This is a genomic window from Micromonospora olivasterospora (assembly GCF_007830265.1).
Classification (GTDB): domain Bacteria; phylum Actinomycetota; class Actinomycetes; order Mycobacteriales; family Micromonosporaceae; genus Micromonospora; species Micromonospora olivasterospora.
On record NZ_VLKE01000001.1, the window covers coordinates 5983538 to 5999789 of the forward strand.

4 protein-coding genes are annotated in these 16252 nt (G+C 74.3%); 3 read left to right on the forward strand and 1 reads right to left on the reverse strand.

The window, feature by feature from the left end:
• Positions 1 to 324: 324 nt before the first annotated feature.
• Positions 325 to 1563 carry an N-methyl-L-tryptophan oxidase gene (gene solA / locus JD77_RS27405; protein WP_246141018.1) on the reverse strand — a complete coding sequence of 413 codons (1239 nt, stop codon included), beginning with the start codon at positions 1561 to 1563 and terminating at the stop codon, positions 325 to 327.
• Between the two features lie 704 nt (positions 1564 to 2267).
• Between solA and JD77_RS27410 the strand changes: the two genes are divergently transcribed.
• The 3 genes from JD77_RS27410 (at position 2268) to JD77_RS27420 (ending at position 16216) form a co-directional block, all read left to right on the forward strand.
• Positions 2268 to 7733 carry an ATP-binding protein gene (locus JD77_RS27410; RefSeq protein WP_145776771.1) on the forward strand — a complete coding sequence of 1822 codons (5466 nt, stop codon included), beginning with the start codon at positions 2268 to 2270 and terminating at the stop codon, positions 7731 to 7733.
• Positions 7734 to 8109: 376 nt separating this feature from the next.
• Complete coding sequence (locus JD77_RS27415; protein WP_145776772.1) at positions 8110 to 12486, forward strand: peptidoglycan-binding protein; 4377 nt, start codon at positions 8110 to 8112, stop codon at positions 12484 to 12486.
• 46 nt (positions 12487 to 12532) lie between these two features.
• Positions 12533 to 16216, forward strand: a complete 3684-nt coding sequence (locus JD77_RS27420; protein WP_145776773.1) for a DUF6603 domain-containing protein — start codon at positions 12533 to 12535, stop codon at positions 16214 to 16216.
• Positions 16217 to 16252 lie beyond the last annotated feature (36 nt).

The window sequence follows — 16252 nt, forward strand, 5'->3', positions numbered from 1 at the left end:
GTCCAGCGGCGGGGACGTCGCGAGTCGGCCTGCGGCGGGCGGGCCGTCGGCGGTGAGCAGGGCGTACGAGTCGTCGGGGGCACCGGGGCGGTGAAAGCGGCCTCGGCCGCGAGTGCCGGCAGAGTGCTCACGTGGTGCCACCCACTTCCTTTGCCGATCAGGGCGCGGCCCGGCGACGGGCAACGCACCGTCGTGCAGGCGCGACGGGGAGTCTACCGAGCGGTGCGCGGCCGAGGCCCTTTCGACTCAGCGTGGATCAGGTGCCGCCGACGGCCAGCCGGTCCGCGGGCGGTTCCCGCCGCAGCGCCCGGTCCGTACGATCCGTCAGGCGTACTCGCGTCGCGGGTCGAACAGGCCGATGGGATGCTCGGTCGCCCCGGTCGTGGCAAGGTCGGCCAGGATCTCGCCGACGACCGGTACGAACTTGAAGCCGTGACCGGAGAACCCGCAGGCGACCGTGACCTGGGGGTGCTCCGGGTGCGTCGCGATGACGAAGTGCTTGTCCGGGGTCACGGAGTACAGGCAGGTCGCCGCCCTGAGGAAGCGACCCGGAAGCGTGGGCAGGACGCCGGCCAGGTGATCCTGCATGTCCTGGATCTCCTCGGCGTGCACCTGCCGGTCGATCGTCTCCGGGTCACAGACCTGACCCCGGCGGAAGAACGCCACCTTCGCACCGCCCTGCGGCCCGTCGATGGCCGGGAAGCCGTAGATCTGGGCGCCCTCGCCGTCCTCGTGGATGTAGATCGGGTGCCGCTCCGGCTCGAAGGCCGTCACCCCGTCCCGCGGCTGGAACCAGTACATGACCTGCCGCTCGATGGTGATCGGGACGCCGAGGTCGGGCAGGAGCCGGGGCGCCCAGGCACCGGGGCAGATGACGAGCCGTTCCGCCGTGTACGAGCCGTTCGCCGTCGTCACGCGTACCCCGTCGGGGAGCGCCTCCCACCGCAGCACCGGCTCCTCGTACCGCAGGTCGGCGCCGTGCCGGGCGGCGAGCCGGGAGTGGGCCGCGACGGTCTCCTCCGGGCGGACGAGACCCGCCTTGGCCTCGAACAGGGCCACGTCGTCGGGACGCGGGGTGAAGGTCGGGTACCGCCGGCGCAACTCACCGGCGTCGAGGATCTCGTGGGGCAGCCCCCACTCCTGAGCGGCGCGGAGGCTGCCGGCGAAGGTGAGGCTGCCGGGCCGGCCGACGAAGACGCCGCCGGTGAGCGACAGGATGTCCCGTCCGGTGTCGCGCTCCAGCTTCTCCCACAGCTCGTAGGCCCGGAGCAGCAACGGCACGTAGGCGGGATCCTCGAAGTACGCCTGCCGGATGATGCGCGAGCCGCCGTGGCTGGATCCCCGGCTGTGCACGGTCTGGAACCTCTCCAGGCCCAGCACGCGTCGCCCTCGCGCGGCCAGGTGGTAGGCGGCGCTGCTTCCCATCCCGCCGAGCCCGACGACGATGACGTCGTACGCTGCCACGTCCGTCCCCTCCTGGTCGTCCCGCCTCCACGCCGGACCTGTCACCAGATTACGGACCCCGCCCGAGCCGCCGCAGCCGTCGAGCGCGTGAAGCAGCACGTGGGCAGGCCGGCCCAGCCACCGGGCGGCTCAACGATCGACCACGGCCAGCCAGTCGGAGATAGGCGTCCGCCGGTAGGTCCGCGGTGGGCACCAGCGGAACGTGGATCTCGACGATCTTGGCCATGGCAACATGATCCACGAACCGGCCAGCGGGCCCGACGCCGCGCGGCACAGGACCGGGCAACTCGGCGCATCGCCGGCCTCCGGCCACGGTCCGGCCGGGCGCGTTCCCGCCGGAACTTGCAGCCAGGTGCCACACTTCGGCGGTGGCTCCGGACATCCGCCCGCGGCGTCCGGATCGAACGGGGCACGGCGACGGGCGGCGAGCGGCAAATGACGCGTTTCACCAAGAAGCGCGGAGAGGTGACACCGTGGCGGCGTCCAGGGCTGATCGGTCCGGCCCGGTCCGGCGATCCGGCAACCTGGTCCGTGCCGTGACGTGCGCCCCGAGCGGGCCGGCGGCGAGCACCGACACCTCGGGCGCGCCCGCTCGCGCGACGCGTGCCACCGCCGTCGCTCACACCCGGCCGCAGGCAGATGCACCACAGACAAAAAGCTTTGTTGGGTTCCTACAAATAGTGCCGCGCAGGGTTCGGCGTTTACGACATGGCGCCGTCCGCCCGTAGGCGAAAAAGTGATCACTGCCGGAGGCTGTCGTCTCGCGGCACGTCCGTCGTCGGTCTACCGGAGGGATCGGTCAGGTGTTCAGCCGTGTCGCCATCGTCAACCGTGGAGAGGCCGCGATGCGGCTCATCCACGCGGTCCGAGAGTTGGCCGCGGAGACCGGGGCCCGGATCGAGACCGTCGCCCTGTACACCGACGTCGACCGCGCCGCCACGTTCGTGCGCGAGGCGGACATCGCGTACGACCTCGGCCCCGCGTCCGCGCGCCCGTACCTCGATCTGAAGGCGCTGGAACGCGCGCTGGTGGAGACCGGGGCCGACGCCGCGTGGGTGGGCTGGGGCTTCGTCGCCGAGGACCCGGCGTTCGCGGAGCTGTGCGAGAAGGTCGGCGTCACCTTCGTCGGGCCCAGCGCCGACGCCATGCGCAAGCTCGGCGACAAGATCGGCGCGAAGCTGATCGCCGAGGAGGTCGGCGTCCCGGTCGCGCCGTGGAGCCGCGGCGCGGTCGAGACCCTGGACGACGCCCTCGCGGCGGCGACCGAGATCGGCTATCCGCTGATGCTGAAGGCGACCGCGGGCGGCGGCGGGCGCGGCATCCGCGTGATCACCAACGAGGCCGAGCTCGCCGACGCGTACGAGCGCACCAGCCAGGAGGCCGCGCGCGCGTTCGGCAGCGGGATCGTGTTCCTGGAGCGCCTGGTCACCGGCGCCCGGCACGTGGAGGTCCAGGTGATCGCCGACGGCCAGGGCACCGCGTGGGCGCTCGGTGTCCGCGACTGCTCGGTGCAGCGGCGCAACCAGAAGGTCATCGAGGAGTCGGCGTCGCCGGTGCTCAGCCCGGCGCAGGCCGCCGAGCTCAAGGCGTCGGCCGAGCGGCTCGCCGTCGCGGTCGGTTACCGGGGTGCGGCGACCGTCGAGTTTCTCTACCACCCCGGCGACCGGCTGTTCGCGTTCCTCGAGGTCAACACCCGCCTGCAGGTCGAGCACCCGATCACCGAGGCGACCACCGGGTTCGACCTGGTCAAGGCGCAGCTGCACGTGGCCTCGGGAGGGCGGCTCGAAGGCGAGCCGCCGGCGGAGCGCGGGCACGCCATCGAGGCCCGGCTGAACGCCGAGGACCCCGACCGCGACTTCGCGCCCTCCCCGGGCCGTATCGCGCGGCTGGACCTGCCCGCCGGGCCGGGCATCCGGGTGGACACCGGCGTCAGCGAGGGAGACACCATCCCCGCCGACTTCGACTCGATGATCGCGAAGATCATCGCGTACGGCCGCGACCGTGACGAGGCGCTCGGCAGGCTGCGCCGGGCGATGGCGAACACCACGGTGATCATCGAGGGCGGCGCGACGAACAAGAGCTTCGTGCTCGACCTGCTCGACCAGCCCGAGGTCGTCGACGCCAGCGCGGACACCGGCTGGATCGACCGCGTCCGCGGCCAGGGCAGGCTCGTCGCGCACCGGCACTCCGCCGTCGCGCTCGCGGCCGCCGCCATCGAGGCGTACGAGGAGGAGGAGCGCGTCGAGCGGCAGCGGCTGCTGTCGACGGCGGCCGGCGGGCGCCCGCAGGTGCAGCACAAGAGCGGCCGACCGCTGGACCTCAAGCTGCGTGGCGTCGGCTACCGCATGCGCGTGGCGCGCGTCGGCGCGCACCGGTTCCGCGTCGGCATCGAGGCGGGCGGGACGGTCCGCACCGCCGACGTCGAGCTGGACCGCTTCGACCGACACACCGGGCAGATCGCCGTCAACGGCATCCGGTACCGGCTGCTCACCGGGACGCACGGGCCGATCCACCTGGTCGAGGTGGACGGCGTCACGCACCGGGTCAGCCGCGACGAGGGCGGCGTCCTCCGCTCGCCCATGCCCGCGCTGGTCGTCGCCACCCCGCTGGCGGTGGGCGCCGAGGTCGAGGCGGGCGCGCCGGTGCTGGTGCTGGAGGCCATGAAGATGGAGACGGTGCTGCGCGCACCGTTCAAGGCGCGGCTGAAGGAATGCGCCGTCGCCGTGGGCAGCCAGGTGGAGGCCGGGGCACCGCTGCTGCGGCTGGAGCCGCTCGCCGACGAATCCGCCGAGGCCGAGGACGGCCCGGCCGCCGCGTCCGTCGAGCTGGACCTGCCCGCCGCGCCCGGGGAGATCCCGGCATGGCAGCGCGCCACGCGCGGCCAGGAGGAGCTGCGCGGCCTGCTGCTCGGCTTCGACGTCGACCCGCACGACGACCGCCGGGTGCTCGACGACTACCTTGCCGCACGCCGGGCGACCACGGAGGACGGCCACCGGCCGCTGGCCGAGGAGCTCGACCTCGTCAACGTGTTCGCCGACCTCGCCGAGCTGAGCCGCAACCGACCGACCGGCGAGGACGGCGGCGGTGCGGGTCACGTGCACAGCGCCCGCGAGTACTTCCACACCTACCTGCAGAGTCTCGACGTCGAGCGGGCGGGGCTGCCGGATGCGTTCCAGGCGAAGCTCGCCAAGGCGCTCGGGCACTACGGCGTCACCGACCTGGAGCGCTCCCCCGCGCTCGAAGCCGCCGTGTTCCGGATCTTCCTCGCCCTGCAGCGCGGGTCCGCCGATGCCACGGTCGTCGCGACGCTGCTGCGCGCGTGGCTGCGGGAGCCGCCGCCGGACGACGCGCTGCGCGAGCCGGCCGGTCTCGCGCTGGAGCGGCTGGTGGCCGCGACGCAGGTCCGCTTCCCGGTCGTCGCCGACCTCGCCCGCGGCGTGGTGTTCGCCTGGTTCGCCCAGCCGCTGCTGCGCCGCAACCGCGCCCGCGTCTACGCCGAGGTCCGCAAGCACCTGCGTCACCTGGACGCGCACCCGGACGCGCCGGACCGCGCCGAGCGCGTCGCGCAGATGGTGCGCAGCACCGAGCCGCTGGTGCGGCTGCTCGGCCAGCGCCTCGTGCGCGATCACCTCGACAACGCGGTGATGCTGGAGGTGCTGACCCGGCGGTACTACGGCAACAAGCCGCTCACCAGGGTCCGCACCCGCGAGGTCGCGGGCTGCACCTTCGTGGTCGCCGAGCGCGCCGACTCGAACGTCGTCTCCGCCGCGGTGCGTTTCGACGCGCTCGGCGGCGCGCTCCGGGGGCTCGCCGAGCTGGCGGGCGGCGAGGACGACATCGACGCCGACATCTACCTCGCCTGGGAGAACCAGCCGGAGGACTTCGACGCGATGGTGGCCGCGCTGCTGGAGGTCATCAGCGCGCACCCGCTGCCGCGCCGGGTCCGCAGGCTCACCACCACCGTCGCGGGCCGCGGCGGCGCGGTGATGCACCACCACTTCACGTTCCGCCCGTCGAGCACGGGGATGGCCGAGGAGCGGCTGATCCGCGGCCTGCACCCGTACATCGCCCAGCGGATGCAGCTGGAACGGCTGCACAAGTTCGACCTGACCCGGCTCCCGTCCGCCGACGAGGAGGTGTACCTCTTCCGGTGCGCGGCCCGGGAGAACCCGTCCGACGAGCGTCTCGTCGCGTTCGCGCAGGTACGCGACCTGACGGCGCTGCGCGAGCACGACGGCCGGCTGATCGCGCTGCCGACGGCCGAGGACACCGTCGCCGCCTGCCTCGACTCGATCCGGCGTGCGCAGTCGCGGCGGCCGTCGAAGACGCGCTTCAACACCAACCGGATCGTGATCTACGTCTGGCCGCCGAGCGACCTGACCCGGGAGGAGATGGAGACCATCGCCGGGCGGATGCGCCCGACGACCGCGGGCGCCGGCCTGGAGGAGATCCTGTTCATCGCGCGCCAGCGCGACCGCAGGACCGGCGAGCTGACCAAGATCGGCGTACGGATCTCGTTCGACGCCACCGGCGGCGCGCAGCTGACCGTCGGCGAGCCGCCGGCGGAACCGGTCGAGCCGCTCGACGACTACCGGCTGAAGGTGCTGCGCGCGAGCAGCCGCAACACGGTGTACCCGTACGAGCTGACCGGCCTGCTCGGCGACTTCGTCGAGCACGACCTCGACGACGGCCACGCGCTGGTGCCCGTCGACCGCCCGAGGGGGCGCAACAGCGCGGCGATCGTCGCCGGCGTGGTCACCACGCCGACCCCGAGGCACCCGCAGGGCGTCACCCGGGTCGTGCTGCTCGGCGACCCGACGAAGTCGCTGGGCGCCCTGTCGGAGCCGGAGTGCCGCCGCGTGATCGCCGCGCTGGACCTGGCGGAGCGGATGCGGGTGCCGCTGGAGTGGTACGCGCTGTCCGCCGGCGCCCGGATCTCCATGACCTCCGGGACGGAGAACATGGACTGGGTGGCGGCGGCGCTCAAGCGGATCGTCGAGTTCACCCAGGACGGCGGCGAGATCAACATCGTGGTCGCGGGCATCACCGTCGGCGCGCAGCCGTACTGGAACGCCGAGGCGACGATGCTCATGCACACCAAGGGCATCCTGGTGATGACGCCGGACTCGGCGATGGTGCTCACCGGCAAGCAGTCGCTCGACTTCTCCGGCGGCGTCTCCGCCGAGGACAACTTCGGCATCGGCGGCTACGACCGGGTGATGGGCCCGAACGGGCAGGCGCAGTACTGGGCGCCGAACCTGGCCGCCGCACGGGACGTGCTGATGGCGCACTACGACCACACGTACGTCGCACCCGGCGAGGAGGCGCCGCGCCGGGCGACCACCAGCGACCCCGTCGACCGCGACATCTCCGACTTCCCGCACGTCGTGGCCGGCAGCGACTTCACCACCGTCGGCGAGATCTTCTCCGCCTCGGCGAACCCGGACCGGAAGAAGCCGTTCGACATCCGGACCGTGATGCGGGCGCTCTCCGACCAGGACCACCCGGTCCTGGAACGCTGGGCGGGCATGGCGGACGCGGAGACCGCGGTGGTGCAGGACGTACACCTCGGCGGCATCCCGGTGTGCCTGCTCGGCATCGAGTCGCGGTCGGTGCCGCGGCGCGGCTTCCCGCCCACCGACGGCCCGGACACCTACACCGCCGGCACGCTGTTCCCGCGCTCGTCGAAGAAGGCCGCGCGGGCGATCAACGCGGCCAGCGGCAACCGGCCGCTCGTGGTGCTGGCGAACCTGTCGGGCTTCGACGGCTCACCCGAGTCGATGCGCAAGCTGCAACTGGAGTACGGCGCCGAGATCGGCCGGGCCATCGTGAACTTCCGCGGGCCCATCGTGTTCTGCGTGATCTCGCGATACCACGGCGGGGCGTTCGTGGTCTTCTCGAAGGCGCTGAACCCGAACATGACCGTGCTGGCGCTGGAGGGGTCGTTCGCCTCGGTGCTCGGCGGCGCGCCCGCCGCGGCGGTGGTGTTCTCCGGCGACGTCGACCGCCGCACCGCGGCCGATCCCCGCGTACGCGAGCTGGAGGGCCGGGCCGCGGCCGCCTCCGGCGCCGACCGGGCCACCCTGACCGCGGAACTGGACGAGCTCCGCTCGGCGGTCCGCGCGGAGAAGCTCGGCGAGGTGGCCGCGGAGTTCGACCGGGTGCACAACATCCAGCGCGCTGTCGAGGTCGGCTCGGTCGACGCCGTCATCCGGGCGGCCGAACTGCGTCCGCGCGTCATCGAGGCCATCGAGTCGCGTCTGCGCTGACCCGCCGAAGGCGATCGTCACGGCCCGGTCGGGCCGTCGTGGAACACCGCGACGGCCCGACCGGGCCGCGCGCGTAGGTGGCCGACCTGCGTCCCGCCGCCCGGAGCGGCTCGCACCCCAGGCGCTGTTAGCGCTGTCCACGCCCTGACGGCAAGCCGGCGTCGGGTGTCCGTCAGTGAAAAGGACTGAGTGGACAATCAGTCCCGCTGGTCGGATCGGTCGGCGGGTCGCCCGTGCGATGGTTGTCGTCTCCTCAGCCTGGATCTTCGCGCTGTTGCGGCGGTAGGCACGCCGGGGATGCTCGGCTTCAATCAGGTGTCACCACCGCGCGACCCGGCACCGCACCGTCGCTCGGCCGAGCGCGAAGGGATGTGCGATGACGGCTCCGTCCGGCCTGCCACTTGTCCTGTGCGGCCCTGTCGTCCGCCGCGTCGATCCGACCAGCGTCACGGTGTTCGTGGCGCTGCGCGCGGCGAGCACGGTGACGCTGACCGTCTTCGGCGTCGGCGCGGCCCCCGGGTACGCCCGCGGCGCCACGGTCGGCACCGGCAGCCGGGCGACGGTGCGGCTCGGCGAGCGGCTGCACGTCGCGGCCGTCACCGTCGCCGGGATCACCCTGCAGCCCGGCACGCTCTACGGCTACGACCTGGGGTTCGCCGGCGGCGCGCCGGGCAACAGCCTGTTCGACGCCGGCGTGGTGGCCGCCGACCCGACCGTCGCGCGCGCGGCGCTGACCTACCTGGGCCACCCGCAGGCGCCGGCCGCCGCCCCGGCGTACCCGACCTTCGCCACCCCGCCCGCGGACCCGAACCGGCTGCGGATCTTCCACGGGTCGTGCCGCAAGCCGCACGGCGAGGGCACCGACGCGTTCCCCGCCCTCGACCCGATCATCGCCGGCGTGGCCGGCGACCCGGTCCTGCGCCCGCACCAGCTGGTGCTCGGCGGGGACCAGATCTACGCCGACGACGTGGCCGACCCGCTGCTCGCCATCATCCACGGGCACGACGCGCTGGCGGCGGTGGGCGGCGAGCCGGCCGTGCCCGCGCACGTCGGGGTGGCCACCCGGCTCGGCCTGACGCCGGAGGCCATGCCGGTCGGCAGCACCGGGCAGCCGACGGACGACACCTACAAGCCCGGCAAGCGGGCCACGACGATGGAGCGGGACGCGAAGTTCACCTCGGGCGAGGCCGCCAGCCACCTGATGTCGCTGCGCGAGTACCTGTGCATGTACCTGCTGGTCTGGTCGGACGTGCTGTGGCCGGAGAGCTGGCCGCGGTTCGAGCACGTGCTGCCCGCGGACACCCGGATCCTGAAGGACCCGCAGGACCGCCGGCCCGGCGAGACGGTGTACGACCTGATGCGCGCCGGGCGGCCGTACACCCCGAGCGCCCAGCAGAAGGAGATCATCGAGCGGTACACGCGGTGGCAGGAGCAGGCCCTGTCGCTGTGGGGGTTCCGGCAGGGGCTGGCGGCGGTGCGCCGGCAGCTGGCCAACGTGGCGACGTACATGGTGGCCGACGACCACGAGATCACCGACGACTGGAACATGACCCGTTCCTGGGTGACCGACGCGGTGGTGAACTCGCCGCTGGGCCGGCGGGTGGTCCGCAACGGGATGGCCGCCTTCGCCGTCTTCCAGGCCTGGGGCAACACCCCCGAGCGGTTCGCCGAGGCGGGCGACACCGGGGCACCGGGCCGGGCCGCGCTGGACGCGCTGCGCGACTGGACGGCGACCCCCAACGACGGCTATGACGAGGCGCTGCGCACCCGACTCGGCCTGCCCACCGCGGTCACCGACGAGGGCAGGCTGGCCCGGCCGGCGGGGGCACTGACCTACCACTGGACGGTCACCTGGCCCCGCTACCAGCTGGTCGCCCTGGACACCCGCACCTGGCGGCAGTTCGCGGCGGGCGCCGCCCACCCCGGCGGCCTGCTCTACGACGACCAGCCGCTCAACGAGATGATCAGCGGAGCCGGGGTCCTCGGCGACGACGCGGTCACCGTCGTCGCCCAGCCGGTCGCCCTGTTCGGCGTGCCGGTGCTGGAACAGCTCGCGCAGCCCCTGGCCAAGGTGTTCGCCGGCCGGTACACCGCCGACAACGAGGACGCCTGGGTGGCCAGCGACGCCGCCGTGCACAAGATCCTCGCCCGGCTGTTCGCCGCCGCGCCCCCCGGCGCCGACGGGATCCGCCGGCGCCGGCTGGTGATGCTCGGCGGCGACATCCACTTCGGGTCCGCCGAGCGGATCCGCTACTCCGCCACCCTGCCCTACGCGTGCGGGCCGGACCCGGCCAAGCCCTTCCAGGGCGTCAACCGCACCGAGGGGGTGCTCGCCGGGTTCGTGTCCAGCGGATTCCACAACGAGGACGACAAGACCCGGCTCCTGCACGCCGTGGGCTACGTGCCGCTGCTGGACGTCACCGGGCGGATCGACCTCGTCGGGTGGGCCAACGAGCTGCCCGACAAGGAGGGGCAGCGGATGCAGGCCGGGGTGCAGGTGACGCTGGCCGCGGACGACGTCACCGGCTGGTGGGTGTCCGGGCGGCCCTCCGTCGCCGACCTCGACGCGCTGAAGGTCCTGACCCGGCCGCCCGAGTGGAGCGTCTACGTGCAGTTCGTCCGCCACGACGAGGCCGACCCGCAGGTGCTCCGGGACGGCACCCCGGAGTCCGTCGTGGACCCCGCCGGCCTGCCGCGCGACCAGGCGCTCGCGCAGTACCTGGCCGCCGCCCGGAACCTCGACAACTACAAGGGCTCGTGGGGCAACGGCAAGGAGATCGTCGGCCACAACAACCTCGGCGAGATCACCTTCGACTGGCCGGACGGCGAGTGCAAGTCGGCCACCCAGCGGCTCTGGTGGCACCTGCCCGGCGAGAAGCGCGCCGCCGCGCTCACCACCTTCACGGTGGACCTGTCCTTCGGCTGCTCGCTGACCGTCACCCCGCCCTACGGGGGCTGGGTGCTGCGCCCCGACGACCGGGACGCCACCGCCACGGCCAAGGCCCGCTACGACGGCATCGAGCGGCCGGCGGAATTGGCCCCGGCCACCGACCGCTGGGTGACCCGGCTCCAGCAGGACCTGGCCACGCTGGGCTTCCTGGCCCCGGACGCGGCCGACGGCACGTACGGCATCGTCACCTACTGGGCGGTGCGCGAGTTCCAGGCGTACGCCCGCCGGGAGCGGGCCGCGACGGAGCCGGCGGGCGCCACCGCCACCCGCTACTCCGACCGGCTGCGGCCGGTGGACGTCCCGGAGGCCCAGCGCTACCTCGGGCCGGTCAGCGGCGTGGCGGACCTGGCCACCCAGGTGGCCATGAAGCACTGGCTGAACCAGCGGTGGCGCTGCCCGGTCGTGGTGGAGGCGTGGCAGGTCGCCGGGGACGTCCCGCAGCGGCTCGACCGGCCGAACGTGTGGCTGTTCGACGAGGTCACCGCCGCCGACCGGCGGCTGTACTCGCGGGTGGTCACCGGACGCCCGACGGACGCCGGCGGCGTCCCGGCCGAGCACCCGGAGCTGATCCGGCTCGGCGCCTACCGGGCGCACACCACGGACGCGCAGTGGAGCGGGCCGGTGCTCGACGCCGAGTCGGAGCTGCTGCCCGAGGCGGTGCTGCCGCGCCCGCAGGAGCACGGCGCCGGGCCGTCGCTGCCCGCGCTCGTCGCGGCGATCGCCGGCGGCGGGGACGCCGGCGCCCGCGCCGCCCGGCAGTTGTCCACCTTCAAGGTGCTGCGGGCCGTCGCCGAGAACCGGGTGCCGGACGCGGCCGGCGGCTACCTCGACGCGGTCGCCGCGGACGACCCGGCGGTGATCCGCTTCGGCCCGTACGGCTGGCGGGCACACGGGCCGCTGCTCGCGCCGACCACCGCCCCACCGGTGCTGGACATCGACGCGGCGCCCGGCGAGATGTGGGCGTACCTGGCCTTCCTGCGCGCCACCGACCGGGACGCCTACGAGGCGCTCGGCGGGCAGGCCGGCGTCACCGCCGTGCCCGGCTGGGGACCCGACGGCGCGGGCCTGCTCTTTCCCGACCTGCGGGTGCTGCGGGCCCGCCCGGCGCAGACCGACGCGACGGGAGCCGCCGGCCCGGGCATCGCCACCACCCTGGAGCTGCTCGGGCTGCGGTCGTGGCACTGGATGCACCGCTACGCGCTGGCGCTGCGCGGCCACGACGGCGTGCGGCGCGGGATCTGGACGTTCGCCCGGCAGCGGCTGCACGACCTGCTCGCCACCGACTGGGACTCCCCCGACCCGGCCGTGGCTCCCACGGTGGCGGACGTGCCCGGCGCCGACGGGAACCCGCGCCGGGCGCGCATCGGCGACGTGTTCACCTCGGAGCGGTCGGTGGCGCTGCTGGCGTGCTGGCAGCAGTACCGGCCGCACCAGCTCGTCGCGGTGGGCGCGCCCGCGTCGAACGCCGAGAAGGCCGAGTTCCGCACCCGGCCGCGCGCCGCCACCCCGCTGCACCTGGTGCTGACGAAGGCCAGGGAGGCGAGGAAGGCCGACTTCACCGGGCCGCCCACCGGCTGGACCGACGCGCACGAGACGGCGCTGATCGCCGCCGTCGGGCAGGTCGTCGCGGGCGACGCCGAGGTCGCCGCCGCGCTGACCCGGCTCGCCGCCTGGCCGTCCTGGCCGACCGGGCGGACGTACACGCTGCCGGTCGACGCGCTGCCCGCCACCGAGCGGGGCCTGTCGGCCGCCCGCGGGGCGCTGCGGCTGGACCTCGGCGACGTGCCCCGGGTGACGCCGTGAGCGGCGGACAGGCGACGGACAGGCGGCAGGAAGGACGGGCTGGACGATGACCGAGGACCGGAACGCGCTCGTTCTGCTGTGGAACGAGATCAAGCTGCTGGCCGAGCCGGTGCTGGCCGCGTACGACCCGTGGCAGCGGGCCCGGCTGATGCGCGCGCTGGGCTGGGACCTGGAGGCGGTCAGCGGGTTCGACGCCGCCCGCTTCGAGGACTGGGTGGGTACGGTCGGCGCGGCGCTGGAGGCGCTGGACGCCGCGTCGGCCGACCTGAAGCTGGACCACCTGGCCGCGCTGAAGAAGTTCGGCGAGGCCGCCGGCAAGGCGTTCGGGCAGCTCGGCGCCCTTCCGCCGACCCTGCAGGGCAAGCTGCCGGACGTGGCCGGCCTGCCCGCCGAACTCGCCGACGACCTGCTCGACCTGCTGATCCTGACGTACCTGTCGCGCCGGGTGCCGTGGACCGTGCCGCTGCTCGACCTGCTCGGCCTGGTCACCCCCGCCGCCGAACTGCCGCCCAGCGCGCCGATGCCACCCGGCGACGCGCCGATCCGGCTGCCCCGCCGCCGCGACGAGCTGCACCTGGACCGGATCGTCGACCTCGTCTCCGACCCCGCCGGCTACTTCCGCGCCCTGTACGCCCCGGCCGGCTGGACGACCCCGGAGAGCGTCGCGGAGCTGTCCGCCCGGCTGCTGCCCCGGCTCGCCCGGGCGTTGCGCGCCCTCGGTCTCGACGCCGACCAGGGCGTACGCCCCGGCGTCGGCCCGGACCAGGGCGAGGTGGGCCGGCGGCTCGCCGACAGCCTGCTGCGGCTGCGGTTCGGCGGGCGGCGCACCCCCGACGGCGCGCCGCCGGAGGGCACCGGGCTCGCGGCGCGGGAACTTGCCGGCGGCGCGGGGCTCGCGGCACCGGAACCGGCCGGCGCCACCGGGCTCGCGGCCTGGCAGCCCACCTTCGGCCTCGGCGTCACCCTCGGCCTGGCGAGCTGGGACGGCCGGCTCACGGTGATCCTCGCGCCGACCGGCGAGGCGCACCTGGAGGGCTCGATCGGCGCCTGGAACGTCGCCACCGACCTCAGCGGCGCCGGCCCCGCCATCGCCGTGAACAGCGACGGGGTGACCGCCAACGTCGGCGCGTCCGTGGTGAAGTGGGCCGCCGAGATAGCCCGGATCGCGCCGGCCGGCCAGCCGGGCTGGATCATCGGCGCGCCCGAGGGCACCCACCTCGCCGTCGGGCAGCTGGTCTTCTCCGGCCGGGCGAGCCTCGGCGCCGGCCGCGACGACGTGGAGCTGGGCGTACACGCCGGCCGCGCCGAGCTGGTGATCCGCGCCGGCGACGGCGACGGGCTGCTGGGCAAGCTGCTGCCCGCCGACGGGCTGCGGCTGGGCCTCGACCTCGGCGCGGCCTGGTCGCTGCGGGCGGGCCTGCACCTGGCCGGGGCCGCCGCCCTGGCCGCCGAGTACCCGGTGCACCTGTCCTGGCACGGCATCGGCATCGATGGGCTGCGGATCGCGCTGCAGGCCTCCACCCAGACGCGCGCGGTCAGCCTGCTGATCACCACGACCGTGCGGGCGGCGCTGGGACCGCTGCACGTGGTCGTGGAGAACATCGGCGTCCGCGCCGACCTCACGTTCCCGCCGGCGCTGCCCGACGGCAGCGGCGGGCAGACCCGCGGCGGCAACCTCGGCGCGGCCGACCTGTCCCCCGGGTTCAAGGGGCCCGACGGGGTGGCGCTGCGGATGGACAACGGCATCGTCTCCGGCGGCGGCTACCTGTTCGTCGACGAGCCGCGCGGCATGTACGCCGGGGCCATCCAGCTCGGCATGGCCTCCACCACGCCGCTCGCCCCGATGAAGGGCTTCCGGCTGCAGGCCACCGCCATCGTCAACACCCGCAATCCCGACGGCAGCCGGCTCACCGAGGCCGACGGCGGGCACACCTTCTCGCTGCTGCTCGCCGGCACGTACGAGTGGTTCCCCGGCCTCCCGCTGTTCTGGGGCATCTCCATCACCGGCCTCGGGCTGGTCGTCGGGTACAACCGGCGCAGCAACCCCGAGGAGGTCCGCAACGCCGCCCGCGCCGGCACCCTCGACGCGCTGCTGTTCCCGCAGGACCCGGTCGCCAACGCCCCCGCCGTGATCGCGACCCTCAGCCGGATCTTCCCGGTCGACACCACCGGCACCGTCCTCGGCGCGATGGTCCGGCTGAACTTCCTCGGCGGGCAGGTCGTCGCCGACCTGGCGGTGCTCGTCGAGTTCCCCGACCCGGTGCGCATCATGCTGCTGGGCAGACTGGTCATCGACTTCAAGGACGCCGGCAAGTTCCGGCTGGACTCCGCGGGCATCGTGGACGTCGCCCGCCGGGAGATCAGCGTGGACGCCGCGCTGATCGACTCGAAGCTGTTCGGCCGGCCGGTCTCCGGCGAGATGGCGCTGCGGGCCCGCTGGGGCGCCGGGGGCACGTTCGCCGTGTCGATCGGCGGCTTCCACCCCCGCTTCACGCCGCCACCGGGGTTCCCGGCCGTCAAGCGGTTCACCATCGCCCTGCAGAAGTCCGGCAAGGGCGTCAACCTGTCGGCGTACCTGGCGGTGACCAGCAACAGCGCCCAGTTCGGCGCCGAGCTGACCCTCCACTTCGAGGGCGGCGGCTTCGTTCTCGACGGCCGCGCCTGGCTCGACGTGATGTTCCAGTTCAAGCCGTTCTGGTTCACCGCCGAGATCGGCGCCACCGTGTCGCTGAAGTTCGGCGACAAGGAACTGCTGGCGGTGAACCTGATCATCGGCGTCTCCGGGCCCGGACCGTGGAAGGCCTGGGGCGAGGCCCGGATCAAGTTCCTGTTCTGGGAGGTGTCGGCGAAGTTCTCCTGGACCGACGGGAAGGACGCCGGCGCCGACGAGCCCAGTCAGGTCAACGCCGCCGAACTCCTGCGCGGGGCGCTGTCCACCCCCACGGCCTGGGAGGTCCGGCCCGCCATCGGCGCCGGCGAGCCGGTGACCCTGCGCGACCTGACCGGCTGGGCCGGGCCGATGCTGCTGCAACCCGGCGCGCTGCTCGCGGTGCGGGAGAACGTGCTGCCGCTCGACACCGACCTGCAGCGCGTCGGCACGTCCCGGATCACCGGGCCGAACCGGTTCACGCTGACCGGCGTCACGGTGGGCACCGGCGACGACGCCCTCACCGGCACCCTCGGCGACACCGTCGAGGACGACTTCGCGCCCGGCCAGTTCCGCGACCTGTCGCCCGTGGAGCAGATCACCACCCCCGGGGTCGTCCGGCTGGCCGCCGGGCGGACGGTGGCGCTGCCGGAGGGCACCGCCCTGCCGCCCGCCGACCTGACCACCTATGCCGACCTCTCCGACGACTCGGCGTACGACCGGATCATCATCGACGACCCGGACTCCGCCGGCCGGCCGCTGCCCGCCCAGCGGGCGACCACGCGGCTCGCCGCCCGCCGCGGCAACGACACGCTGGCCCGGTTCGCGGCCACCGCCCCGGCCGCGTACGCGGGCACCCGCCACGGCGGGACCGCGCGCTTCGCCGGCCCCGCCCTGGACCTGGCCGCCACCGGGCCCGCCGGCCGGACCGCCGCGCCGACCGTGCCCGCGCAGCGGACCGCCGCCGCACAGCGGACCGCCGCCGCGCAGCGGACGGTCGCCGCCGCGCCGGTCGCGCCGCGCCGGCCCCGGGCCCGGGTGCCGCTGCCGAGGATCACGCCCGTCGAGTTGGAGGTCTGCTGACATGGGTGGCCTGCGTTTCCTGCCCTGGGTGCGCGA